Here is a 23789-nt window from a genome sequence, read left to right as displayed (position 1 = left end):
CGGCTCACGAGTGTGAGAAATCCGAGTCAGCACGTCGGCTCGATTGCACGACATTGCCCACCCGTTCGACCAACACGGCCATTTCGTAGCCGATCTGTCCGATGTCGCACGACGTCGCGGCCAAGACGGCCAAGTGCGACCCGTCGCCGACCTGCATCAGCAGCAGGTAGCCGTTCTGCATCTCGACCACCGACTGCAGCACCTGGCCGCCGTCGAAGAGCTGGGCCGCGCCGCTGGCGAGGCTTGCCAGACCGGACGACACCGCGGCGAGTTGGTCGGCCCGCTCCTTGGGTAGGCGCTCGCTGGACGCCATCAGCAACCCGTCGACGGAGACCAGGATGGCGTGCGCCACCCCGCGAACCTCGCGGGCGAAATTCGACACCAGCCAGTCGAGCGAGTTGTCGGAGCTGAAACCAGAGGTCATTCGGATCCTTGATCGTCATCGCGGGCGTGCGAGCGTCCTGCTCGGACGCCACCGAAATGGCTGCTCATCGAGGCGCGGACGGCCTCGGGATCGCGCACCGGGGCGCCGCGCGCCGAGGTGGGTCCGGAGGCAGACCCGCCATTGGTCCCGTTGTCGTCGGTGCGGTGGTGTGCATTCCCGTTCGGCTCGCCGCCGCCGGGCACCAGCCTGGCGCCGGGTTCGCGCACCGGCAGACCATGCTCGGTGTGCGCCTCCACTGGCGCGTCCTCGGCTTCGGCGGCCGCCGACCAGCCGCGGTCCCACACCGTCTGCCAGTCCAGGTCCGGGCTCTGCGCCAAATCGTGCGGGTCGACCAGCCACTCGGAAAGCATCTGCTTGTAGATCAGGTCGTCGTCAGGCGGGCCGGCGGAGGGCGCCGCCTCGGCCGTCCAGACGTCGTCCGTTTCCGGTGGCTCCGGTTGTTGGGGCGGCTCGGCCGCGGAGGCCTGTCGGTTCTCCCGGCTGAATCGGACGCGTGAACCAAAGAACGACGAGGTGTTCGAAACCGGCTGTGCCGCCGGCGGTGTGGGAGTCGGCTCGGCGGTTTCGGCCGGCTCCTGGGCAGGCGGGGCGGTCGGAGCGCCGGTGATTCCGCTGCTGCCGGGACGACGCCTGGGCAGCAGGCTGATCGGTGAATCGGGCGACTGCGACCCGTCTCGATCCGAAGCGTCCGCGGCGGGATACGCCGGAAATTCCGGGCTGGCGGGCGGCTCAGGCACCGGGAACGACGCCGTCGGCGGTTCGACGTCGGGCGAAGCGGCCGGCCCCGCGTCGTCGCCATCCAGCACCGCCGCCGGCAGGTACACCTCGGCGGTCGTGCCCGAGCGTGCCTCTTCCACGGACGACCCACGCAGCCGGACCCGGATGTCATGCCGGTTAGCGAGCCGGCCAACCACGAACAGTCCCATGTGACGGGCACTGTCGGGGCTGACCTCTCCCCCGGCGCGTAGGCGCATGTTGGCGATCCGGCGGTCGCCGTCGGTCATGCCCAGCCCTACGTCGACGATCTGCAACAACACCGCGCCGTCGCTGCGGAATCCGGCCGAGACCCGCACCGGCGACGCCGGCGGCGAGTAGCGCAGCGCGTTGTCGATCAACTCCGCGAGCAGATGGACGATGTCGCCGGAGGCCGCGCCATTGATCGCGCAGTCCGGCACCATCGACGTCTCGACCCGGCGGTAGTCCTCGACCTCGGACGCGGCCGCGTGGATGACCGATGACAGCGGCACTGCCGTGCGCTGGTCACCGCGCGTGGTCTGCGCACCCGCGAGCACCAGCAGGTTTGCGCCGTTGCGCCGCATCCGGGTGGCCAGGTGGTCGAGGCGGAACAGGCTGTCGAGCCGCTCGGGGTCCTCTTCGTTGCGCTCCAGGCGGTCGATCAGCGAAAGCTGCTGGTCGACCAGCGACCGGTTGCGTCGCGACATCGTCTCGAACATGTCGTTGACCAGAGTGCGCAGCCGGGCCTCGTCGCCGGCCAACAGCAGTGCCTGGGTGTGCAGTTCGTCGACCGCGTGGGCGACCTGACCGATTTCCTCGGTGGTGTGGACCGGTAGCGGCTCCGGCGGCGATTCGTCACCGGAACGCACCCTGGCGATCTCCCGCTCGAGGTCCTCGTGGGCCACCTTCAACGCGCCGTCGCGCAGCACCCGCAGCGGCCGGATCAGTGAGCGCGCAACCAGCAGCACGAGCACGATCGCGGCAAGGATGGCGGTCACCACCACGACGGAGTCGCGGATTGCGACGTTGCGCCGGTCGTGGGCCTGGTCTTCGACGGCTTTGGTGACCTTCGGGGTGATGTTGTCGATGATCTGCGCGGCGATCCCGTCGGTGGTCTGCACCGAGCGCAGCAAGACGGGGTTGTTCACCAGCTTCTGGGCCGGATCGGACATCAGGCCCATCCGCGTCACCATCTGCTGTTGCAGCGTCTTGGCCTCCGGCGAGCCGACGCCGAGCACCTCGGCCATCCCGAATAAGGTCGACGGCTCGGTACCGGCAAGCGTGGTCATCGACGTTCGCAACTCGGGTTCGGGCAGATCGGCGCCGCGAGCCATCAGCAGCTGTTGCATCATCATCTGGCCGCGGGCCCCGACCGCGCGGCTCAGGCCCTGCGCCTCAGCCCTGATCTGTTCGTCGTCCACCCGCACCGACGCGTCGATCGCATTCTCGGCGGTCAACAGGATGGGCGCGAAGCTCGTGACGCGTGCGCGCAAGCCGATGGCGTTGGACGCGACGCTGTCCAGCAAGGACTGGCCGCCTTCCAGCATGCCGTTGATCCCGTTCTCGACGTCGGTGTCGACGTCGGTGCCGTGCAAGCGGGCTTCGAGTTCGCTCTTGCGGGCGTCGTAGTTTTTCTTCGCGCCGTCGGCATCGCCTCCGGTCGAGTTCGCCAGCAGCGCGACGTCGAGCGCCGACATGTATTTGGTGATCGCTGGGACCATCTCGGCGCGGTCGGCGGCCAGCCGTAGTCGATGAGCATCGGTGACCGCACCCGCGATCCGTAATCCACCGAAAACCATTGCCAGCATTAATGGCAACGCGACAATGGCAACGACTTTCCATCTGACCGGCCAATTAGGGAGCGACCACGACGGCGGACGTTTCGCGGATACGGGCTGCGCGCTTCCGCTGTCGGCGGGCTCATTGTTGGTCGACGATTTCGCCCGCGTGGCGCGAGCAAACATGGTCACCGGACCAGCGCGGTGTTAGCGTCCGCTCCGCTGAATCCCAGTGTTAGCGCGTCGTTCATGAGACTTCCTGCTAATTGCGCCCACCTGCAGCGACGGGCAAAGCGATACACGCCTGGCAATTTAGCGAGTATGCCAGGCTGCGGCGGTAGTGACCACAATTCTTACTGAACAGACAGAGTTCACCGACGCGCATCAGATGTCGGCGTCGACGGCCGAGCAAATAATTTCGGACGGGTGTCGGAGCCCCGGGTCGCAGCTCCTTTCCGGTTACCGTGTCTTGTGTTCAGGCTGCTGTTCTACTCACCACGAATTCCGCCCAATACGGGCAATGCGATCCGTACTGCGGCGGCCACCGGAGCGGAACTTCATCTGGTCGAACCGCTCGGTTTCGATCTCTCCGAACCCAATGTGCGTCGCGCCGGTCTGGACTACCACGACCTGGCGTCGGTCAGTGTGCATCCCAGTCTGGACGACGCGTGGAGCGCGATAGCGCCGCGACGAGTGTTCGCGTTCACCGCGCACGCGACTCAACTGTTCACCGACATCAGTTACCAGGCCGGCGACGTGTTGATGTTCGGTCCGGAGCCCACCGGGCTGGACGCGGCGACGCTGGCCGACCCGCACATCACCGCGCGGGTGCGCATTCCGATGCTGGCCGGCCGGCGGTCGCTGAACCTGGCCAATGCCGCCGCGGTCGCGGTGTACGAGGCGTGGCGGCAGCAAGGCTTTCCTGGAGCCGTCTGACTAGCATTTCCGTCATGGCACTCAACGATCGTCCGTTGGTTCGCTGGGTCAACGCGTTGTTCAGCGGGCTCGCCGAAGCGCCGCTGGTGGGCGGCGTGGTCCGGCGTAAGTTCATCGTGATCCGCTACGTCGGCCGACGCTCCGGTAAGACGTTCGAAACCCCGGTCGCGTATTCACGTCGCGGCGACGCCTTGACGATCGGCGTCTCCTGGCCCGACCAGAAATCGTGGTGGCGCAACTTCCTCGGCGAAGGTGGGCCGATCACGCTGGTAGGCCTCGACGGCGCCGACCGGCAGGGGCACGCCGTCGCCGAGCGCGACGCCAAAGGTGGGGTCGCGGTCAGGGTGCAACTCGCCGGCTGACTTACCAGGTGTTCCAGTGCGTGAGTTGCTCGGCGGGCAACCGCTTGGCGGGCTTGAAATCTGTGCCCTTGGTGTAAGCGATCGGGAATAGGCCGCCCTGGCTGTACTTCTCGTAGGGCATACCGACGATGTCGGCGACCTTTTCTTCGCCGCCACGGATCAGGTGCAGCGTCGTCCAACAGGTGCCGAGCCCGCGCGAGCGCAACGCGAGGCAGAAGCTCCACGCCGCCGGGTGCAGTGACGCCCAGAATCCCGCCCCGCCCATCGGCTGCTGGTCCTCGCGGCCTTCGATGCACGGGATCATCAGGACGGGCGCCTCGTGGATGTGCTCGGCCAGATAGGTCGCGGAATCGCGGACGGCCGGCATCCGCTCGCCGCGGGTGTCTCCCTCGGCGTATTCCTGCGCCGGTGATTTCAGGTAGCCCCGCGCGTTGTCCAGGTAGATCTCGCCGATCGCCTTCTTCTTGTCTTCGTCTTCGACGAAAACCCATTGCCAGCCTTGGGAGTTGGAGCCTGTCGGCGCCTGCAGCGCCAGATTGAGACATTCCATCAGGACCTCGCGCGACACCGGCTTGTCGAAGTCGAGGCGCTTGCGGACCGAACGAGTGGTGGTGAGCAGTTCGTCGACAGAAAGGTTCAGGGCCATGCTTGGAGGTTACATTCGCAGCCATGAGCATCGAATTCACACCGGAAGTTGTCAGCAGGCTCGAGTCGGACAACTTCGGATGGCTGACGACTGTGGCCAAATCGGGACAACCGGTGCCCCGGCTGATCTGGTTTTACTTCGACGGAACCAGGCTGACGCTGTATTCCATGCCGCAGGCCGCCAAAGTCGCCCATATCAAGGCGCATCCTCACGTGAGCCTGAACCTGGACTCCGACGGTAACGGCGGGGGCATCATCGCCATCGGTGGTACCGCGGCGATCGACGCCACCGAGGTGAACTGCAAGGACGACGAGCCCTACTGGGCCAAGTACGGCGAACTCGCCAGGGAACTGGAGTCGGCCGAGGGCATCTCGATGGATGCGTTCAGCACCCGGTTGGCCATCACTCCGACCAAGGTCTGGACGACGCCGGGCACATAGGACCACAACACTCACCGGAAGTCGCGGGACTTCGATCCGATCTTCAAGGTGAGCTTGGCGAACCGCTCCGCCATGACAGTGACTGCGCCACTGGCATTTTGGACCTGACCTCGGACCAGTAGCGCCGGGGCGCTCTGCGCCAGCTTGCGGTGCCGCGCCCACACCGCGGGTGTGCAGAGCACGTTGACCATGCCGGTCTCGTCCTCGAGGTTGATGAACGTCACCCCCTGCGCCGTCCCCGGCCGCTGACGGTGGGTGACCGCCCCGGCGATCAGCACCCGGTCGCCGTCGGGCACCGACAGCAGGTCGGCGGCGGGCACCACTCCCATCTCGTCGAGATCCGACCGCAGGAACTGGGTCGGGTAGCTGTCCGGGGAGACACCGGTGGCCCACACGTCGGCCGCGGCCAACTCCACTTCGCTCATCCCGGGCAGCGCCGGAACGTGCGATGAGGAGCCCACCCCCGGCAGACGATCCGGCCGCTGGGTGGCGGCCGCACCGGCCGCCCACAATGCCTCGCGTCGCGACATCCCGAAACAACTCAGTGCACCCGCGGTCGCCAACGCTTCGGTCTGGGGCACAGACAGCTGCACCCGGGTCGTCATATCCAGCAGAGAAGAGAAGGGACCGTGTGCTTTTCGTTCCTCGACCAGCTTATCGGCCAAGTCTTCCCCGATATGACGGACGCTGCCCAACCCCAGTCGCACCTCAGTTCCAGCGTTCTCCAGCGTGGCATGCACCAGGCTGGCGGCCACGCACGGACCGTGCACCGTGACGCCGTGCCGACGCGCGTCGGCCACCAGCGACTGCGGTGAGTAGAAACCCATCGGCTGCGCACGCAGCAGCGCGGCGCAGAACGCCGCGGGGTGATGCAGCTTGAACCACGACGAGTAGAAGACCAGCGACGCGAAGCTCAGCGAATGACTTTCCGGGAAGCCGAAATTGGCGAAAGCCTCCAGTTTTTCGTAGACCCGGTCGATCACCTCGTCGGGAGCGCCGTGCAGGTTTCGCATGCCGTCGTAGAACCGGCCGCGCAATCGCTGCATGCGTTCGGTCGACCGCTTGGAGCCCATGGCGCGGCGCAGCTGGTCGGCCTCGGCGCCGGAGAACCCGGCGCAGTCGACGGCGAGCTGCATCAGCTGTTCCTGAAACAGCGGCACTCCCAACGTCTTGTGTAGCGCCGGCTCCATCGACGGATGGTCGTACACGACTTCGTCGAGGCCGTTGCGCCGCCGGATGTACGGGTGCACCGATCCGCCCTGGATGGGCCCGGGCCGGATCAACGCCACCTCAACCACCAGGTCGTAGAACACCCGTGGCTTCAGCCGCGGCAACGTGGCCATCTGCGCGCGCGACTCCACCTGGAACACCCCGACCGAGTCGGCGCGCTGCAGCATCTCGTACACCGCTGGTTCGGACAGGTCCAGCGCGGCCAGGTCGACCTTGATGCCCTTGTGTTCGTCCACCAGGTCGATGGCGTAGTGCAGCGCCGAGAGCATACCCAGGCCGAGCAGATCGAACTTCACCAAACCGATTGCCGCGCAATCGTCTTTGTCCCACTGCAGCACGCTGCGGTTCTCCATGCGCGCCCATTCGACCGGGCAGACGTCGGCGATCGGCCGGTCGCAGATCACCATGCCACCGGAATGGATGCCCATGTGCCGGGGTAGGTTCTGAATCTGGTCGGCCAATTCGACCACCTGCTCGGGGATACCGTCGACGTCCGCCGGTTGTCCACTCCAGTGGCTGATCTGCTTGCTCCACGCGTCCTGCTGGCCTTGCGAGAAACCCAGGGCACGGGCCATGTCGCGTACCGCGATTCGACTTCGGTAGGTGATCACGTTGGCGACCTGGGCGGCGTAGTCGCGGCCGTATTTGTCGTAGACGTATTGGATGACCTGCTCGCGCAGATCCGACTCGATGTCGATATCGATGTCGGGCGGACCGTCGCGCTCCGGCGACAGGAAACGCTCGAACAGCAACTCGTTGGCCACCGGGTCGACGGCGGTGACGCCGAGCGCATAGCAGACTGCCGAGTTGGCCGCCGACCCCCGGCCCTGGCACAGGATGTTGTTCTCTCGGCAGAACCGGGTGATGTCATAGACCACCAGGAAGTATCCCGGAAACTTGAGTTGCTCAATGGTTTTCAGCTCGTGCTCGATCTGGGCATACGCCTGGGGCGCCCGGGCCCGGGGACCGTAACGGAGCAGCGCCCCCGCCATCGTCAACTCGCGCAGCCAGCTGTCTTCGGTATGACCTGGCGGCACGTCGAAGGGGGGTAGTTGCGGGGCGATCAGCGCCAGGCCGAAGGCACACTGCTCGCCGAGCTCGGCGGCGGCCGCCACCGCGCCGGGGTGCTGCGCGAACAGCCGCGCCATCTCCTCGCCGGAGCGCAGATGCGAACCGCCCAGCGGGGCCAACCAGCCGGCCGCCTCGTCCAGCGACTGCCTGGCCCGAATCGCACCCATGGCCATCGCGAGTCGACGCCGCGACGGTCCGGCGAAATGCGCACCGGTGGTCGCAACGCATGTCAGACCGAATCGCGTTGCCAATAATGCCATTTCGGCATTGATGTCGTCGTCGACCGGACATCCGTGATGGGTCAGCTCGACGCTGACCCGATCGGAGCCGAACCGATCCACCAGATCGGCTAGTGCCGCCGCGGCGGCGTTCGGACCGCCGGCGGCCAGCGCGGAACGGACGTGGCCCTTGCGACACCCGGTCAAGATGTGCCAGTGGCCTCCGGCCGCCGCGGTGAGCGCGTCGTAATCGAAACGGAGTTTGCCTTTCTCGCCGCCGGCCAGATGCGCCGCCGCCAGCTGACGGGACAGCCGCCGATAGCCTTCCGGTCCGCGAGCCAATACCAGCAGATGCGGGCCGGCCGGGTCGGGGTCCTCCGTCCTGGCCGCCGACCCTAGCGATAACTCGGCGCCAAACACCGTTTGCATGTCCAGTTCCACGGCCGCTTCGGCAAACCGCACCGCGCCGTAAAGGCCGTTGTGGTCGGTCAGCGCGATGGCCCGCAGGCCCAGCCGCACCGCCTCTTCGACCATTTCCTCCGGCGCACTGGCACCGTCGAGGAAGCTGTACGCCGAATGCGCATGCAACTCGGCATAGGGCACCGACGAACGCGCCGGCCGCCCATCCTCCGGCGGCCGATAGGCAATTCGCTTGGGAGATCGTGGCGCCTCGTCGGCAGGGGTCCACACCGTCGGCGTGCCGGAACGACGCGGCTTGCCGGAGAGCACCCGCTCCATCTCCGACCACCCCGGCGGCCCATTACTCCAACCCACCGGCCCAGTGTATCGAATGTATGTTCGAACAAGCTACGGGTTCTGGCTCAGCAACGCTCTCAGCCCGTCGAGCATGGCGACCGCGTCGTCGGGATCGCCGGCGCGTCCGCGTGCCTGGACGCCGATCACCGCGGCGCGCAGCGCGTCGGCAAGACTTTCCGGCGCCGACGGCAGCGGTTCCCCTGCGTCGGCAGCGCGGTGCAGCGCGGCAACTAGACCGTCGCGCAGCCGTCGCACATATCGCTCGGTGAGGGCCTTGATGCGTGAGTTGCCGTTGATCGGGTTCTGCATGGTGTTCCACACCAGACATCCCGCCGTGCCCAATGGGCCGCCGAGCAGCCCCTGCAGATTGTCGAGAAACGCGTTGACGTCCGCGACGCCGCGGTGGCCGCGCTCCAACGGGGCCAGCATTTCATCGGCCAAGGCCAAGTATCGCGCCAATGCCGCTTCGAGGATGTCCGCCTTGGTTCCGAACGATCGGTACAGCGTCGAGGACGACAACCCGGTTGCGGCGAGCATCTCCTCCTGGGTCGCTGCGTCATAGCCTTTGCTCCACAACAGCAGGAGCAGCGCAGACAATGCGCTGTCGCGGTCGAACTGCGCGGGACGTCCTGGGCGCCGCGGGCTGTGGGTGACAGTTGACATTTGAAGTGAGTCTACTCAATACTCCGAACTGCCATATGGAGTTGCTCTACTCAATTGGAGGGCGCGGTGCCGAAAATTGGTGACAAAGTCACAGTGCGGACGCTGACAACCGTCGATGGAGGCGCCGTCACGTGCCCGCCACTCACGGACTTGTGCACCTTCAACTACGGCGCTTCGCCGGCTGCCCGATCTGCAACCTGCACATGCACGAAGTGGCAGCACGACACGACGAGATCAGCAAGGCCGGCATCGCCGAGATCGTGGTGTTCCATTCCTCCGCCGACCGGCTCCGCCGCTACGTCACCGAACTGCCCTTCGCCATGGTGGCCGATCCCGAACGCACCCTCTACCGAGAGTTCGGCGTGGAGAACTCGCTCCGCGGCGTCTTCAACCGAAACGTCGTGCGTGCCGCCGGCCGCGGCATGCGACAGGCCCACTCGGCGCGAGCCCTCGTCGGCAGTCTGGCACCCACCGAGAATCACCTGAGCATGCCGGCCGACTTCCTCATCGCCCCGGACGGCACAGTGGTCGCACACAAGTACGGCGAGCATGCCGACGATCAGTGGTCGGTGGACGAATTGCTGCGGCTGGCCAGCGCATGACGTCCGCGCTGCTGGAACGACACCGCGCGTCGGGCCGGGTATTCACGGCGAGCGGTATCCGATCTTTCGTGCTTGACGACGGGCCACCCGACGGCGAACCGGTCGTCTGCGTGCATGGTGTGCCGGCGTCGGCTTACCTCTATCGCAAGGTGGTGCCTGCGCTCGCCGCCCGAGGACTGCGCGGCATCGCGATCGACCTTCCCGGACTGGGTCTCGCGGAGCGACCGGCCGACGCCGACTACAGCTGGACCGGGCTTGGCCGATGGCTCGAAACAGCTGTGGATGCACTGGAACTCCAGCGTTTCCATTTAGTGGTGCACGATATCGGCGGGCCGATCGGATTCGAGCTCGCTACCGCCCGTCCACACCGGGTTCGGTCCCTCACGGTGCTCAACTCGCCCGTGGCAGTGCATAAATTCCATCGGCCATGGATGATGGAGCCGTTCGCCCACCGAGGCGTCGGTGAAATGTGGTTGAAATCGACGCAGCTGCCGGGGATCTTCTTGGCCTTGATGCGGTACATCGGAGTCACGCGACATGTGCCTGCCGCCGAAATCGCTTGCTACATACCATTGTTGCTCGGTGATGACGGCGGCCGCGCCTTTCTGAAGATCATGCGGGGCTTCGAGCTGACCGCCGCCAAGCAGAATCTTTATCTGTCCGCGGTGCGAGACACACCGTATCCCGTACAAATCGTATGGGGAGTGCGCGATCGCGGGCTGACGTGGCGCCGCTACGGCCTAGAGGCACAACGCGCGGCTGGGCTCGATCACTCGACACTGCTGCAAGGCAAGCATTTCGTCCAGGAGGACTGCCCCGACGAAATCGCCGACGCCGTCTACCAACTCGCGAAGGAAATTCGCTGATTCTGCCTACAGGTGCCAGCGGCTGTCTTGGCCGGGTGGTTGGGCGGCGCGGAGTTGCCCACGCGCGGTCGCCGGTTTGCGCGCCCCCGGGTCGTGCACGTTGCGGTCGGAGGCAAGCCGATACTTGCCGCCAAACCGACCGCACACTTATTTGCGCGTGCAGTGCCCTTCGTAATGAAATGCGTTGAAAACGAACACCCTTAGTAGGGTGACGCCCGACACTCAGAGCAACATATTCTTTTACTCGTGTCCAGTTACGTTGCGACCCAATGACTCCTGTTGTTTACACGAATTAATGTCGTCGCCACCTCTGACCAGTGGTCACCGCCGATACTTGAACAGATCCCAAGCGATGCAATGCCTGAGAAACGGCGGTGATGACCCGTGGAGCAGCTCAATACGCTCGATGCGGGATTCCTCGCGGCCGAGGATTCTGACCGCAACGTCAGTTTGGCAATCGGTGGAATCGCGATCATCGATGGCGCGCCGCCCAAGTATGACGAATTCAAAGCTGTTCTGGCACAACGTGTTCAAGCGATTCCACGATGTATTCAGATGCTGCGCACCCAGCCCTTCGATCTCGGGGCGCCGCAGTGGGTCGAGGATCCCGCGTTCGACATCAACCGTCATGTGCGGCGCATTGCGGTCCCACGGCCGGGCGATGACACCGAACTGTTCCGGGTCGCCGCCGATGTATTGGAACGCCGCCTCGATCGCGACCGCCCGCTGTGGGAGTGCTGGGTCATCGAAGGGCTGAAGGGCAATCGGTGGGCGATCCTGATGAAGATCCACCATTGCCTCGCCGACGGCATCTCGGCGACCCGCATCCTCGCCCGCCTGTGTGACGACGTCGAGGGCGACGTGTTTGCTCGGCCCGTCGCAAAGCGAGCCAACCGGCGCCCACACCTGACGCCGGTTCCCGACCATCCGCCGCGCAACAACCCATTGAACAGCCTGTGGCGAACTGCCACTGGTATCACCAGCGCCGTGGCCCGTACGGTCGGCGGCGCGACCGACATCGCCGGCAGCCTGTTGCGCCCAACCGCAGGATCGTCGCTCGTCGGACCAGTGACAAGCATGCGTCGCTACCGCGCGGTCCGCGTCCCGCTCGCCGATGTCGAACGCGTCTGCGACAAGTTCGACGTCACAATTAACGACGTCGCGCTGGCCGCGATCACGGAGGGCTTTCGCTCCGTTCTGCTCGGTCGCGGCGAGGATCCGCGGCCGGACGCGCTGCGCACGCTCGTACCGGTGTCGGTCCGCTCCCCCGATTCTGTCGACAAGCCCGGCAACAAGATCTCGGTCATGCTGCCCTACCTGCCCGTCGACGAGGGCGATCCGCTCCAGCAGCTGCTCGCCGTGCACAACCAGATGACCCGCACCAAAAATGGTGGCCAGAAGCAGGCGGGCAACATGGCCGTCTCCGTGACCGGTTATATCCCGTTCATGGTGTCCTCGTGGATGATTCGACTGCTCACGCGCCTGCCGCAGCGCGGGATCGTGACGTTGGCCACCAACGTTCCGGGTCCACACCAACGCCTGGAGATGATGGGTCGCACCGTCGCGCGGCTGCTGCCGATTCCGCCGATCGCATTGCAGCTGCGTACCGGTGTCGCCATCTTGAGCTACGCCGATGATTTGGTGTTCGGTATCACCGCGGACTACGACACCGGCTCCGACATCGACGAGCTAGCCGACAGCATCAAGATCGCCGTCGAGCGCCTGGACATGCTCACCCAGGATTCGCTCCTGCTGTTCGAGAAGAAATCGGTCTGAGGATCACCGACTAGCCTGATTACCGGCACCGCGACCGCGGGCCGGGAAGGCGGGGCGGGCAATGTCGGTGATCATCGACCCACGCCGCCTGGATGCCGTGCTGTTCGATGCCGAGCCCGACGACGCGTTCGAGGCCCGGCTGCGCGAGGCGGGCGTCCGCACAAGTCGATCCGATGCCGCCTCGTTCGTCGAGTCGGCTGATCGCCTCGGTGTCCGGGCCGGCCGCTGCGCCGTCGTCACGTCGACCGAGGACAGCGCATCAGCCGCCCGGGCAGCCGGTTTCGCGCTGGTGATCGACCTCGCCACCGGACACCGCATCGGCGATGTCGTCGTCCGCAGCGGGGATCGGCGGATGTCCGAATTGCCCGACGCCCTGCAGGCGCTCGACGTCACGAGCGAACCCGCGGTGTTCTACGACTTCGACGGCACGCTGTCCGACATCGTCACAAACCCGGACACCGCGCGCCTAGCCGACGGCGCCGCGGAGGCGCTGACCTCGCTGAGTACTCGGTGCCCGGTGGCCATCCTCAGCGGCCGCGACCTAGCCGATGTCCGCGAGCGGGTCGGCCTTCCCGGCCTGTGGTACGCCGGCAGCCACGGATTCGAGTTGACCGGACCCGATGGCATGCACCACCAGAACGACGAGGCAGCCGCGGCGATTCCGGTGCTGGCCGAGGCCGCCTCCGAGCTGGCCGAGCAACTCGCCGGCATCGCGGGTGTGGCAGTCGAACACAAGCGATTCGGGGTCGCCGTGCACTACCGCAACGCGGCGCGGGACCGTGTCGGCGAGGTGACCGCGGCCGTCCGCGACGCCGGGCAACGCACCGCCCTTCGGGTGACGACCGGCCGCGAGGTGATCGAGCTGCGTCCAGATGTCGACTGGGACAAGGGAAAGACACTGCGCTGGGTGTTGGACTACATCCGCGACAACGAAGGTGGTGGCCGGCTGCTGCCGATCTACCTCGGCGACGACATCACCGACGAGGATGCCTTCGATGCGGTGGCCGACGACGGCATCGCGATCATGGTGCGGCACACCGACGACGGCGACCGTGCCACCGCCGCCCACTACGCGCTGGACGACCCTGACCAGGTGCGCGAATTCACCGAGCGGCTAGCCAGCCAGCTCGATCACAAGACCGCCTGCGACTGAATGGTTTTCGCGGCCAGCTTGCCGCCCTCGCCGCGGATCTCCGTCTCGACCACGATGACGCGGCGCCCGACGTGCAGCGGCCTGCTGTACGCCTTGACGGTGCCGGAGCGGGTGGCGGCAAAGAAGTTGGTCTTGGACTCTATGGTGGTGGTCCCACCCGCGCCCTCGGGCAAATTGAGGAACGCGCACACCGCACCGGAGGTGTCGGCCAGCGCCATCACGATGCCGCCGTGCAGCACGCCGCCTCCCGTCGTGAGTTTCTCGGCCCAATCCACGCTCAGCACAACCTCATCGGGACCCGCGGCGTCCGCGGTGATGCCCAGCGTGACGGCGAGCGGAACGAGGCCGTGGATCATCTCCGTCGCGGCGGTGTCCGTCATCGGCTCACTTTCCCATCGAATGCAATGCCTCGGCGGTTTCGGCGTCGGCCGGATAGAACGATTCGATTGCGACCTCGGCCACCGTCACATCCAACGGCGCCCCGACGACGGCGATAATGCTGAAAAATGCCAGCTCTTTTCCATTGTGCCGCAACCGAAGTGGCACAGCGACGTCGGTGGGCTCGGGGCGCCCGGCCGCACCGCCCGGGTACGCGGTGACTTCGTCCAGCAGCTCGGCAAGCCGAGGATCGCGCGTCGCGCGGACTTGGCGATGCAGTCGCTCGAGTGCATGAGCGCGCCACTCGGGCAGGTTGACGATGCGGGGAGCCATGCCGTCCGGGTGCAGCGATACCCGCATGGCGTTGATGGGCGGCGTGAGCAGTGCCGGATCGCAGCCCTCGATGAGAACCGCGATTGCGGCGTTGCCGTCGAGCATGTCCCACCAGCGGTCGATCACCAGCGCCGGATACGGTTGGTGGCCGGCAAGGATCTGGCGCATCGCGGCCCGGAATCGGGTCAGCTCCGGCTCGTCGAGCGAATGTTCGGGATAAACGGGCGCGTATCCCCCGGCCAGCAGCAGTGCGTTGCGTTCCCGCAGCGGGACGTCGAGTTGCTCGCTGAGCCGCAGGATCATGTCGGGTGTCGGCTGCGAGCGCCCGGTCTCGACGAAGCTCAAATGGCGAGCCGAGACCTCGGCTTGAATCGACAAGTCGAGCTGGCTGATTCGGCGCCGCTCGCGCCACTCGCGCAGCAGTTGACCGACCGCCGGTGTGGCCCGCGGGGTCCGGCTCAGGGTCGTCATCGCCCCGATGTTAGACGCGGGGTGTCAGCGCCACGATTACCTCGCGGGTAATGCCGACAATGCCCGGCGACGGCACGAATCGCCTCGCGTCGGCGGCAATGCAGTAGTTGCCTCATTCGAATGAAGTAGCTCGGTACTTATTCAACCGCCTGTACCGCGGTGCAAATTGTGAGACACGTGCTGGGCATCTTCTCAGATAGGAATCCCGATATGAGTAACCGCAAGCGCAACCGCCGGTACTTGGTAGGCGTTGAGCTAGCTATCGGCGCGGCGGTTATTGCCGCAACGGTCGCATCCGCTTCCGCCGCCAACGCCGACAGTGGCATTGACGTACAACTAGACCCGTTCGAGCTGCTCTTCGGCGATACGGGCTTCAACTCTTGGACCGTCGCGGCCGACAGCTCGTTGCTGAGCAGCGATCCGGTCCTGGCGGCCGACCTTGCCACGAGCGTCGATGACTTCCATACAGGTTTCAGCGACTTTTCACTCGTCCCCACCGACCCGTTCAGCGTGCTGGTCACCTATGTGGACCCGGCCGCGTTCAGCGACTACCCCGACTTCGGCGGCCTTCCCGTCGACGGCATTGGGGATCTTGCTGTGGGCTTGGATTACGCGGTGTACGCCAGCGGCCTTGGCCCGGTCCTGGACCCGGTCATCGGGGGATTCTTCCTACCAATCGAGCTGCCATATTTCCTTGAATTCTTGTTCGGCGCTTGACGCGGTGAACGCCGCTCAGCGAGCTCTCCCTCGACTGGTCATCTCGGTGGCCGACTGACGTCAGTCGTCCTTGTCGTCGTCCGACTTCTTATCCTTGGCGTCGTCGGATTCGCTGTCGCCGCCGATATTCAATTCGAGTGTCGCCCAGTGGCTCGGCGAGACGAAGACTGTCCAGTCCCCTTCGTCGCGACCCATCTTGACGACACCGTTGTCGATCTCCCACTTGGTGCTGTCGTCGTAGTCCGTGGACTGCCCGTCGCTATAGGTGAGTTTGAATGCCATGCCCGGGACTGCCACGCTGGCGACCCCGTTAAACCTCGGTGTATTCGACCGCTCCATCCTCCAACACCAGGCGCGCATTGCTCCCGTCGGGCCCGGCGGCTTCGGTGCGGAACACCGCCTTGCCCGGCTCGGTGCGCCAGATCAGCGTCGTCAGCGTCTCGCCGGGAAACACCGGCTTGGTGAATCTCGCGTCGATGGCGGTGATGGCATGGGCGTCCCCATGGCCGAGTTCGGCAATCAGCGCGCGACCGGAAAACCCGTAGGTGCACAGCCCGTGCATGATCGGCTCGGGAAAGCCGGCCAACTCCTTGGCGAACCACGGGTCGCTGTGCAACGGATTGCGGTCTCCGGAAAGCCGATAGATCAGCGGCTGGTCTTTGCGCGTCGGCAGCGCAATCCGGGCATCCGGCTCGCGGTCAGGGATCTCCGGCGCGACGGGACGCTCGCCCGGTTGTCCGCCGAAGCCGCCTTCGCCGCGGATCACCAGCGTGGTCAGCGTTTCGGCGATCAGCGCACCAGTGTCGGGATCGGTGCCGCGCCCACGCAACATGACGATCGCGTTCTTGCCTTCACCCTTGTCTTGGATGTCGGTCACCTCCGTGACCACCGAGAGCCCTCCGGCCGGCGGCAGCGGCGCGTGCAACCGGATGCCCTGCGACCCGTGCAGCAGCATCGCCCAATTGAACGACCCGACCTTGCCGGCCGCTGCGAATGCCGGGCAGCAGATCACCGCGTACGTCGGCAATACCTGCTGGTCGATTCCGTGACTGTTCTCGGTGGTGAACTTCAGGTCGTCGAGTCCGGCGCCCACACCCAAGGCGTAGAGCAAGGTGTCGCGATCGGTCCACTCGAACAGCACGGGTTCGGTGGTCGCTCCGACGGCATTCGGGTCGATCGCCATGCCGGCCTCCTTCTGCGATCAGGTTTCCGCGAACAGGTTCTTCGAACGATCTAAGCCATTCCACACCCGATCGTTTGTGTGATTTTGCGGGCCAACCCGGGCAAACGGCCCACGTCGAGGGCCCGGGCAAGGCAGGCTATCGCCATGCGCAATCGCACCGTCATCTGGAAGGCCGTTGCCGTCCTCGCCGCCGTCATCACCGTCGGCGCCTGCTCGAGCTCGCCTCACGTCCGCAGCATCACGCTGACCTTCATCCGGCATGCCGAGTCCGAAGCCAACGTCGCCAAGATAATCGACAGCGACATTCCCGGTCCGGATCTGACCGAGGAAGGCCGGGCACAGGCAGAGCAGCTGGCACATCAGCTCTCCCGCAACAGTTTCGATGCTGTCTATGCCTCTCAGATGGCCCGTACCCAGCAGACCGCTGCGCCCCTGGCCCACGCGCTCGGCAAGACCGTCGAAATCCTCCCCGGTCTCAACGAGATCAACGCGGGCAGGTACAACCACACACCGTCGAAGGGGGCGTGCGTCCAAACGGATCACGATCGATGGTTGGACGCCACGTGCTCGCCCCATCTGCTTGCGCCGGCGGACTGGCTGAACGGTGATGTCCAGGACGCCATTCCCGGCTCGGTCAACGGTAATCAGTTCAATGACCAGTTCACTGCGGCGGTGCAGAAGATTTACGACGAGGGCCACGCCAAACCGGTGGCGTTCTCGTCTCGCGAGTCGATCATGTACTGGACGTTGATGAACGTGAAAAACCCCAAGGACAGCCTGGTGAAGACTCATCCCCTGTCGAACGTCAGCCGCGTGGTGATCACCGGCAGCCCGACGCTGGGTTGGACACTGGTCGACTGGGACGGAATCCGGGACTTCAGCTACTGACTGAACGGTAGTTTCACAGCGGTACGGTACTGGACAGTACTGGCCGCTTCCGTCTAGGGTGATCGCCGTGACCCGAACGGCACCGCGCGGCATGGAACCCTCACCGTGGTCGCCGCGGGAAACCGAGTTGCTCGACGTGACGCTGCAGCTGCTGCAGGAGCACGGCTACGACCGCCTCACTCTAGACGCCGTCGCCGCCCGGGCCCGGGCCAGCAAGGCCACCGTCTATCGGCGCTGGCCATCGAAAGCCGAGTTGGTGTTGGCCGCCTTCATCGAAGGCTGCCGGCAGATCGCGGTTCATCCCGACACCGGCACGCTGCGCGGCGATCTTGTCCAGCTCGGACGCGTGATCAGCGAACAAACACACGAACAGGCCGGCATCATCCGTGCGGTAATGGTCGAGATATCACGCCACCCCGCACTCCACGCGGCGATGCAAACCGAATTCCTCGACCAACGAAAAGCCCTCATACAAGACGTCCTTCGCGACGCGGTCCGTCGCGGCGAGATCGACGCTGCCGCGATCAGTGACGAGCTCTGGGACCTGCTACCTGGGTACCTGATATTCCGGTCGATCATGCCTAACCGGCCACCCACCGACCAGACGGTCGAAGCCCTCGTCGACGAAGTCATCATTCCCAGCCTGACCCGGCACCGAAAGGCGAACGGATGAGGCGCTTTTCGATCACGGGCGTGGTGAGGCGGCGCTGGATGACTCTGGTCACCGTCGTGGTGGTGTCGCTAGCCGGCTTCGCGGTCTACCGGTTCCGCGACGCCTTCGAATCCAACAAAAGCACGGCCGATGGCGGTGGGATGTCGAATCAGATCGTCCCCTTCAATCCCAAGCACGTTGTCTACGAGGTATTCGGAAACCCTGGCGCCACAGCAACAATCAACTATCAGGACGTGCACGCCGCTCCTCAGCGGGTCGACAACGTCCCGCTGCCATGGTCTTACACGATCACCACCACCGATCCTGCTGTCATTGCCAACGTGGTTGCCCAGGGCAACGGCTCCACGTTGGGGTGCCGCATCACTGTCAACGGCATCGTCAAGGACGAAAGGACCGTGAACGAAATGAGCGCCTACACCTTCTGCCTGGACAAGTCCGGATGAGCAGCCACGGCGTTCGCCGGCCGCGAGCCGCGCACACCATCCACCGGCTTGCGGTGCCGATCCTGCTGTTCTGGCTCGCATTGGCGGCGGTCCCGAATATCTTTGTGCCGCAACTGGAAGAGGTCGGCAGGCTGCACAACGTCGGCCTCAGCTCCCCCGAAGCACCGTCGTATCAGGCGTTCAAACACATCGGCAAAGTCTTCCACGAGTTCGATACCGACAGTTCGGCGATGATCGTCCTGGAAGGCGACAAGCCGCTCGGGGCCGACGCCCACGCGTTCTACGACGCGATGGTCCGCAAGTTGGAACAGGACAAGAAGCACGTTCAGCACGTCCAGGACTTCTGGGGAGACACGCTCACGGCCGCCGGATCCCAGAGCAGCGACGGCAAGGCCGCCTACGTGCAGCTCTTCCTCAACGGCGCCCAGGGCGAGGCGTTGTCCAACGAATCGGTCGACGTCGTCCGCAGCACCATTAACCACATGCAGCCGCCGCCAGGTGTCAAGGCGTACCTGACCGGCGCCGCCCCGCTGATCGCCGATCAGTTCACCGAGGGTAATAAGGGATCCAACAAGGTCACCGCGCTCACGGTCGGCGTGATCGCCGTCATGCTGTTCTTCGTCTACCGATCGTTCGCCACCACCCTGCTTGTTTTGGCGACCGTCTTGATCGAGATGGCCGCGGCACGGGGATTCGTTGCCTTCCTGGGCAATTCCGGAATTCTGGGGCTATCTACGTACGCCACAAACCTGCTCACGTTGCTGGTGATCGCCGCCGGAACGGATTACGCGATATTTTTCGTCGGCCGCTATCACGAAGCACGGTCCGCCGGTGAAGAGCGCGAAGACGCCTACTACTCCATGTATCACGGCACCTCGCATGTCGTACTCGGCTCGGGCCTCACGGTCGCCAGCGCCGTGGCTTGCCTGAGCTTCACCCGGCTGCCCTACTTCCAGAGCCTCGGCCCGCCCGCGGCAATCGGCATCCTGGTGGCCCTGGCCGCCTCGCTGACTCTGGGCCCGGCAATCCTGGTTGTTGCCAGCCACTTCGGTCTCTTCGACCCCAAGCGCGTACTTCAGACGCGCGGCTGGCGCCGCATTGGAACAGCCATAGTCCGTTGGCCCGGACCAATTTTGGTGGTCTCGGTCGCGGTCGCGCTGATCGGCCTGCTCGCCCTTCCCGGCTACAAGACCAGCTACGACACCCGGCCCTACATCCCCCAGACCGCGGCGGCCAACGTCGGCTACTCCGCTGCCGAGCGGCACTTCTCCCGCGCCCGGTTGGAGCCCGAACTGCTGATGATCGAGGCTGACCACGACCTGCGCAATCCAGCCGACATGCTGGTACTGGACAAGGTGGCCAAGGGCGTCGTGCACATCCCCGGGATCGCTCAGGTGCAGTCCATCACCCGGCCGCTAGGTGCCCCACTCGACCACAGCTCGATCGCGTTCCAGATCAGTCAGCAGAGCATCGGCCAGGTGCAAAACCTGAAGTACCAGGCGGACCGCGCGCACGACTTGCTCACGCAGTCACAAGAACTCGACAAGACGATCGCGATCCTGCAGCAGCAGTACACCCTGCAGCAACAACTGGCCAGCGCGACTCATGACGAGACGCAGAAGTTCCACGAGACCTTGGCGATCATCAACGAGGTCCGGGACAAGCTGGCCAACTTCGACGACTTCTTCCGGCCGCTGCACAGCTACTTCTACTGGGAGAAGCACTGCTACGACATCCCGATCTGCTTCGCGCTGCGCAACACCTTCGAGTCCATCGACAGCATCGACGAGCTCACCGAGAAGTTCGAAGACCTGACCGCCAGCCTGGACAAACTCGACGCGATCCAGCCGCAATTAGTGGGCTTGATACCGCAGCAGATTGCCAGTCAAGAGGTCAATCGCGAACTGACACTGAAGAATTACGCCACGAACCTCGGGATCAACAAGCAATCCGCGTTGGCCAATGACAATCCGGCCGCGCTGGGACAGGCGTTCGACAAGTCGAAGAACGATGACCTGTTCTATTTGCCTCCGGAAGTGTTCGACAACCCCGACTTCAAGCGCGGGCTGAAGCTGTTTGTTTCACCCGACGGCAAGGCCGCCCGGATGATCATCACGCACGAGGGCGATCCAGCGGAACCCGCCGCCATTGCTCACGTGGACCCGATCAAGTTGGCCGCGCACGAGGCGGTGAAGAACACTCCGTTGGCGGGCGCCAACTTCTACCTCGGCGGCACCGCCTCGACCTACAAAGACATCGAGGACATGGACAGGTATGACCTGCTGATCGTCGCGACCGCTTCGCTGAGCCTGATCCTGCTGATCATGATGATCATCACCCGCAGCCTGGTCGCGGCGATCGTCATCGTCGGGACGGTAGCGCTGTCGCTGGGCGCCTCATTCGGCCTGTCGGTGCTGGTGTGGCAGTACCTACTGGGCATCAAGTTGTATTGGGTCATCTTGGCTTTGGCGGTCATGATCCTTTTGGCGGTCGGGTCCGACTACAACCTGCTGCTCATATCCCGGTTCAAGGAAGAGATCCACGCGGGGCTCAAGACCGGCATCATCCGGGCGATGGCCGGCTCCGGATCGGTGGTCACCGCCGCCGGACTGGTGTTCGCGGTGACCATGTGCGGCTTCGTGTTCAGCGGGCTACAGGTCCTCGGACAGATCGGCACCACCATCGGCCTCGGGCTGCTGTTCGACACCTTGATCGTCCGTTCGTTCATGACGCCGTCAATCGCCACGCTGCTCGGGCGGTGGTTCTGGTGGCCGTTGCGGGTCCGCCCGCGTCCGGCGAGCTCGATGCTCCGACCGTACGGACCGCGACCCGCCGTTCGTCAGCTGCTGCTGTGGGACGACCCGGAGGACACCGACGCCGCGGCCCCATCCCGCTGAGCGGCGCTGGGGTGATCGCGTCACAGTGCGTTGACATGCCGCGCTACCAGGCGCACCCTGTCCCTCATGCGTTATGTCGTTACCGGCGGTACCGGGTTTATTGGGCGCCGCGTGGTGTCCCGTCTGCTAGATGCCAACGCGGACGCGGAGGTCTGGGTGCTGGTCCGCCGGCCCTCGCTCGGCCGCTTCGAACGGCTGGCCGAATCCTGGGGTGAGCGAGTAAAACCCCTGGTCGGCGAGCTGACCGAGCCGCACCTCGGGCTCACCGACGAGGCCATCGCCGAGGTCGGCTCCGTCGACCACGTGGTGCACTGCGCGGCGATCTACGACATCACCGCCCCCGAAGCCGAGCAGCGCGCGGCGAACGTGGACGGCACCCAGGCCGTCATCGACCTGGCCCGCCGATTGGACGCGACCCTGCACCACGTGTCCTCGATCGCGGTGGCCGGCGACTTCCACGGCGACTACACCGAGGACGACTTCGACATCGGACAGCAGCTGCCGACGCCGTACCACCAGACGAAGTTCGAAGCCGAGCTGCTGGTGCGCTCAGCCACCGGGCTGCGCTACCGGATCTACCGGCCGGCGGTTGTCGTTGGTGATTCGCGGACCGGCGAGATGGACAAAATCGACGGCCCCTACTACTTCTTCGGCATGCTGGCCAAACTGGCCGTGCTGCCCAGGCTGACGCCGATCATGTTGCCGGACACCGGCCGCACCAACATCGTGCCGGTCGACTACGTCGCCGATGCCATGGTGACGCTGATGCACGCCGACGGCTCCCCTTCTTGGGACGGCCGCACCTTCCACCTCACCTCACCGAAAACCATTGGGTTGCGCGGTATTTACCGAGGGGTGGCCGCCGCGGCCGGTTTGCCGCCCCTGCGCGGTTCGCTGCCCAAGTCGGTGGCCGCGCCGGTGCTCAAGGTGAGCGGCCGGCCTAAGGTATGGCGCAACATGATCGCCACCCAACTGGGCATCCCGGGCGAAGTGCTCGACGTCGTCGACCTGGCCCCCACGTTCGTCTCCGATCAGACGCAGGAAGCGTTGCGCGCCAGCGGGATTGCGGTGCCCGAGTTCGCCAGCTACGCACCGGCGCTGTGGCGATACTGGGCCGAACACCTCGATCCCGACCGGGCCCGCCGCAACGACCCGCGGGGTCCGCTGGTCGGCCGCCACGTGATCATCACCGGAGCCTCCAGCGGTATTGGCCGGGCAGCGGCGATCGCGGTGGCCGAGCGCGGTGGATGCGTTTTCGCGTTGGCCCGCAACGGCGATGCGCTTGACGACCTGGTCGCCGAGATTCGGTCGAACGGCGGCCAGGCTTACGCATTCACCTGTGATGTCACCGATTCCGGGTCGGTCGAGCACACCGTCAAGGACATCCTGGGCCGCTTCGACCATGTGGATTACCTGGTGAACAATGCTGGCCGGTCGATCCGCCGATCGGTGGTCAACCAGACCGACCGGATGCACGACTACGAGCGGGTGATGGCGGTCAACTATTTCGGTGCGGTGCGGATGGTGCTGGCGCTTTTGCCGCACTGGCGTGAGCGCCGCTTCGGTCACGTCGTCAACGTCTCCAGCGCCGGGGTGCAAGCACGCAGCCCCAAATACAGCGCTTACCTGCCGACCAAGGCCGCGCTCGACGCGTTCTCGGAAGTGGTTGGCACCGAGACACTCTCCGACCACGTGACGTTCACCAACATCCACATGCCGCTGGTGGCCACCCCGATGATCAAGCCGTCCCGGAAGCTGAACCCGGTCCCGCCGATCACCGCGGAGCACGCGGCAGCCATGGTGGTTCGGGGCTTGATCGACAAGCCGTCGCGCATCGACACACCGTTGGGCACATTGTCCGAGGCCGGTCACTACTTCACCCCGAAGTTGTCGCGCCGGATCCTGCACCAGCTCTATCTGGGCTATCCGGACTCGGCGGCGGCACGCGGCGAGGCCCCTGCGGCTGAAATCGACCTGAAGGCGGCGGCCGGACGGCCGTCGTCGCGCCGACCGAAGCCGCCGGTCCGCGCCGCGGTTGCCAAGGTTCGGGTACCGGGCCCGGTCAAACGCGTCGTCCGCCTGGTTCCCGGCGTGCACTGGTAACAGCGATATCGGTCGTCAACGAACCG

22 protein-coding genes are annotated in these 23789 nt (G+C 65.3%); 13 read left to right on the top strand and 9 right to left on the bottom strand.

Annotated features, from left to right (window positions below; genetic code table 11):
* Window positions 1-4 precede the first annotated feature (4 nt).
* The gene (locus tag MKK62_RS15495) at window positions 5-424 is read right to left on the bottom strand and encodes a roadblock/LC7 domain-containing protein (RefSeq protein ID WP_240259332.1); all 420 of its coding nucleotides are present in this window, start codon (window positions 422-424) and stop codon (window positions 5-7) included.
* Window positions 421-3150 (bottom strand): sensor histidine kinase, encoded by a 2730-nt coding sequence (locus tag MKK62_RS15490; protein WP_434084950.1) that lies wholly within the window; start codon window positions 3148-3150, stop codon window positions 421-423. The genes MKK62_RS15495 and MKK62_RS15490 overlap by 4 nt, the downstream gene beginning before the upstream one ends.
* Window positions 3151-3429: 279 nt before the next feature.
* Here MKK62_RS15490 and MKK62_RS15485 point away from each other — a divergent pair, with 279 nt between their 5' ends.
* Together MKK62_RS15485 and MKK62_RS15480 are read left to right on the top strand one after the other, a co-directional pair.
* The gene (locus MKK62_RS15485; RefSeq protein ID WP_240259335.1) at window positions 3430-3894 is read left to right on the top strand and encodes a tRNA (cytidine(34)-2'-O)-methyltransferase; all 465 of its coding nucleotides are present in this window, start codon (window positions 3430-3432) and stop codon (window positions 3892-3894) included.
* A gap of 14 nt (window positions 3895-3908) precedes the next feature.
* On the top strand, window positions 3909-4256 hold the full coding sequence (locus MKK62_RS15480; RefSeq protein ID WP_240259337.1) for a hypothetical protein: 348 nt from the start codon (window positions 3909-3911) through the stop codon (window positions 4254-4256).
* A gap of 1 nt (window position 4257) precedes the next feature.
* On the opposite strand, the gene MKK62_RS15475 is transcribed toward MKK62_RS15480, so the two are convergent.
* Window positions 4258-4902: a nitroreductase family protein gene (locus tag MKK62_RS15475; RefSeq protein WP_240259345.1), complete on the bottom strand. Its 645-nt coding sequence runs from the start codon at window positions 4900-4902 to the stop codon at window positions 4258-4260.
* A gap of 23 nt (window positions 4903-4925) precedes the next feature.
* Here MKK62_RS15475 and MKK62_RS15470 point away from each other — a divergent pair, with 23 nt between their 5' ends.
* The gene (locus MKK62_RS15470) at window positions 4926-5342 is read left to right on the top strand and encodes a TIGR03667 family PPOX class F420-dependent oxidoreductase (protein WP_240259353.1); all 417 of its coding nucleotides are present in this window, start codon (window positions 4926-4928) and stop codon (window positions 5340-5342) included.
* Between the two features lie 11 nt (window positions 5343-5353).
* On the opposite strand, the gene MKK62_RS15465 is transcribed toward MKK62_RS15470, so the two are convergent.
* Both MKK62_RS15465 and MKK62_RS15460 read right to left on the bottom strand, forming a co-directional pair.
* Window positions 5354-8635, bottom strand: a complete 3282-nt coding sequence (locus MKK62_RS15465; protein WP_240259355.1) for an error-prone DNA polymerase — start codon at window positions 8633-8635, stop codon at window positions 5354-5356.
* 33 nt (window positions 8636-8668) lie between these two features.
* A complete protein-coding gene (locus MKK62_RS15460) occupies window positions 8669-9280 on the bottom strand; it encodes a TetR/AcrR family transcriptional regulator (protein WP_240259357.1) in 612 nt (203 codons plus the stop codon).
* 131 nt (window positions 9281-9411) lie between these two features.
* On the opposite strand from MKK62_RS15460, the gene MKK62_RS15455 reads away from it, so the two are divergent.
* The 4 genes from MKK62_RS15455 to otsB all read left to right on the top strand — a co-directional run bounded on the left by MKK62_RS15455 (window position 9412) and on the right by otsB (window position 13677).
* Window positions 9412-9882 carry a peroxiredoxin-like family protein gene (locus MKK62_RS15455; RefSeq protein ID WP_240259359.1) on the top strand — a complete coding sequence of 157 codons (471 nt, stop codon included), beginning with the start codon at window positions 9412-9414 and terminating at the stop codon, window positions 9880-9882.
* Window positions 9879-10748 carry an alpha/beta fold hydrolase gene (locus MKK62_RS15450; protein ID WP_240259361.1) on the top strand — a complete coding sequence of 290 codons (870 nt, stop codon included), beginning with the start codon at window positions 9879-9881 and terminating at the stop codon, window positions 10746-10748. The genes MKK62_RS15455 and MKK62_RS15450 overlap by 4 nt, the downstream gene beginning before the upstream one ends.
* Window positions 10749-11132: 384 nt before the next feature.
* Window positions 11133-12524 (top strand): WS/DGAT/MGAT family O-acyltransferase, encoded by a 1392-nt coding sequence (locus MKK62_RS15445; protein WP_240259363.1) that lies wholly within the window; start codon window positions 11133-11135, stop codon window positions 12522-12524.
* Window positions 12525-12585: 61 nt separating this feature from the next.
* On the top strand, window positions 12586-13677 hold the full coding sequence (otsB, locus tag MKK62_RS15440; RefSeq protein ID WP_240259372.1) for a trehalose-phosphatase: 1092 nt from the start codon (window positions 12586-12588) through the stop codon (window positions 13675-13677).
* Here otsB and MKK62_RS15435 read toward each other — a convergent pair.
* Both MKK62_RS15435 and MKK62_RS15430 read right to left on the bottom strand, forming a co-directional pair.
* Window positions 13656-14057: a PaaI family thioesterase gene (locus MKK62_RS15435; protein WP_240259374.1), complete on the bottom strand. Its 402-nt coding sequence runs from the start codon at window positions 14055-14057 to the stop codon at window positions 13656-13658. The genes otsB and MKK62_RS15435 overlap by 22 nt on opposite strands.
* A gap of 4 nt (window positions 14058-14061) precedes the next feature.
* Window positions 14062-14859, bottom strand: a complete 798-nt coding sequence (locus tag MKK62_RS15430; protein WP_240259376.1) for a helix-turn-helix domain-containing protein — start codon at window positions 14857-14859, stop codon at window positions 14062-14064.
* Window positions 14860-15069: 210 nt separating this feature from the next.
* On the opposite strand from MKK62_RS15430, the gene MKK62_RS15425 reads away from it, so the two are divergent.
* Window positions 15070-15576 (top strand): hypothetical protein, encoded by a 507-nt coding sequence (locus MKK62_RS15425; RefSeq protein ID WP_240259378.1) that lies wholly within the window; start codon window positions 15070-15072, stop codon window positions 15574-15576.
* A gap of 60 nt (window positions 15577-15636) precedes the next feature.
* On the opposite strand, the gene MKK62_RS15420 is transcribed toward MKK62_RS15425, so the two are convergent.
* Together MKK62_RS15420 and MKK62_RS15415 are read right to left on the bottom strand one after the other, a co-directional pair.
* Window positions 15637-15858, bottom strand: coding sequence for a hypothetical protein (locus MKK62_RS15420; RefSeq protein WP_240259380.1), 222 nt, complete (start codon window positions 15856-15858; stop codon window positions 15637-15639).
* 28 nt (window positions 15859-15886) lie between these two features.
* Window positions 15887-16759, bottom strand: coding sequence for a MaoC/PaaZ C-terminal domain-containing protein (locus tag MKK62_RS15415; protein WP_240259382.1), 873 nt, complete (start codon window positions 16757-16759; stop codon window positions 15887-15889).
* A 144-nt stretch (window positions 16760-16903) separates the two neighbouring features.
* Between MKK62_RS15415 and MKK62_RS15410 the strand changes: the two genes are divergently transcribed.
* From MKK62_RS15410 to MKK62_RS15390, 5 genes are all read left to right on the top strand, one after another.
* Entirely contained in the window at window positions 16904-17647 is a 744-nt protein-coding gene (locus MKK62_RS15410; protein ID WP_240259384.1) for a histidine phosphatase family protein, read from the top strand.
* A 91-nt stretch (window positions 17648-17738) separates the two neighbouring features.
* A complete protein-coding gene (locus MKK62_RS15405) occupies window positions 17739-18320 on the top strand; it encodes a TetR/AcrR family transcriptional regulator (RefSeq protein ID WP_240264131.1) in 582 nt (193 codons plus the stop codon).
* On the top strand, window positions 18317-18763 hold the full coding sequence (locus tag MKK62_RS15400) for an MmpS family transport accessory protein (protein ID WP_240259386.1): 447 nt from the start codon (window positions 18317-18319) through the stop codon (window positions 18761-18763). The genes MKK62_RS15405 and MKK62_RS15400 overlap by 4 nt, the downstream gene beginning before the upstream one ends.
* Entirely contained in the window at window positions 18760-21660 is a 2901-nt protein-coding gene (locus MKK62_RS15395; protein ID WP_240259388.1) for an MMPL/RND family transporter, read from the top strand. The genes MKK62_RS15400 and MKK62_RS15395 overlap by 4 nt, the downstream gene beginning before the upstream one ends.
* A gap of 66 nt (window positions 21661-21726) precedes the next feature.
* Window positions 21727-23763 (top strand): SDR family oxidoreductase, encoded by a 2037-nt coding sequence (locus MKK62_RS15390; protein WP_240259390.1) that lies wholly within the window; start codon window positions 21727-21729, stop codon window positions 23761-23763.
* Window positions 23764-23789: the final 26 nt, after the last annotated feature.

This window comes from Mycobacterium paraterrae (assembly GCF_022430545.2).
Lineage (GTDB): Bacteria > Actinomycetota > Actinomycetes > Mycobacteriales > Mycobacteriaceae > Mycobacterium > Mycobacterium paraterrae.
The sequence above is the reverse complement of the archived record's forward strand: the minus strand, read 5'-3'. Positions and strand labels throughout refer to the sequence as shown.

Excerpts from the sequence above, each read along its gene's own strand:
- MKK62_RS15420 (WP_240259380.1), bottom strand. The coding sequence starts at position 15,858 with ATGGCATTCAAACTCACCTATAGCGACGGGCAGTCCACGGACTACGAC.
- MKK62_RS15410 (WP_240259384.1), top strand. The coding sequence starts at position 16,904 with ATGCGCAATCGCACCGTCATCTGGAAGGCCGTTGCCGTCCTCGCCGCC.
- MKK62_RS15430 (WP_240259376.1), bottom strand. The coding sequence starts at position 14,859 with ATGACGACCCTGAGCCGGACCCCGCGGGCCACACCGGCGGTCGGTCAA.
- MKK62_RS15450 (WP_240259361.1), top strand. The coding sequence starts at position 9,879 with ATGACGTCCGCGCTGCTGGAACGACACCGCGCGTCGGGCCGGGTATTC.
- MKK62_RS15475 (WP_240259345.1), bottom strand. The coding sequence starts at position 4,902 with ATGGCCCTGAACCTTTCTGTCGACGAACTGCTCACCACCACTCGTTCG.
- MKK62_RS15435 (WP_240259374.1), bottom strand. The coding sequence starts at position 14,057 with ATGACGGACACCGCCGCGACGGAGATGATCCACGGCCTCGTTCCGCTC.
- otsB (WP_240259372.1), top strand. The coding sequence starts at position 12,586 with ATGTCGGTGATCATCGACCCACGCCGCCTGGATGCCGTGCTGTTCGAT.
- MKK62_RS15480 (WP_240259337.1), top strand. The coding sequence starts at position 3,909 with ATGGCACTCAACGATCGTCCGTTGGTTCGCTGGGTCAACGCGTTGTTC.
- MKK62_RS15405 (WP_240264131.1), top strand. The coding sequence starts at position 17,739 with ATGGAACCCTCACCGTGGTCGCCGCGGGAAACCGAGTTGCTCGACGTG.
- MKK62_RS15395 (WP_240259388.1), top strand. The coding sequence starts at position 18,760 with ATGAGCAGCCACGGCGTTCGCCGGCCGCGAGCCGCGCACACCATCCAC.
- MKK62_RS15400 (WP_240259386.1), top strand. The coding sequence starts at position 18,317 with ATGAGGCGCTTTTCGATCACGGGCGTGGTGAGGCGGCGCTGGATGACT.
- MKK62_RS15390 (WP_240259390.1), top strand. The coding sequence starts at position 21,727 with ATGCGTTATGTCGTTACCGGCGGTACCGGGTTTATTGGGCGCCGCGTG.
- MKK62_RS15415 (WP_240259382.1), bottom strand. The coding sequence starts at position 16,759 with ATGGCGATCGACCCGAATGCCGTCGGAGCGACCACCGAACCCGTGCTG.
- MKK62_RS15425 (WP_240259378.1), top strand. The coding sequence starts at position 15,070 with ATGAGTAACCGCAAGCGCAACCGCCGGTACTTGGTAGGCGTTGAGCTA.
- MKK62_RS15495 (WP_240259332.1), bottom strand. The coding sequence starts at position 424 with ATGACCTCTGGTTTCAGCTCCGACAACTCGCTCGACTGGCTGGTGTCG.
- MKK62_RS15460 (WP_240259357.1), bottom strand. The coding sequence starts at position 9,280 with ATGTCAACTGTCACCCACAGCCCGCGGCGCCCAGGACGTCCCGCGCAG.
- MKK62_RS15470 (WP_240259353.1), top strand. The coding sequence starts at position 4,926 with ATGAGCATCGAATTCACACCGGAAGTTGTCAGCAGGCTCGAGTCGGAC.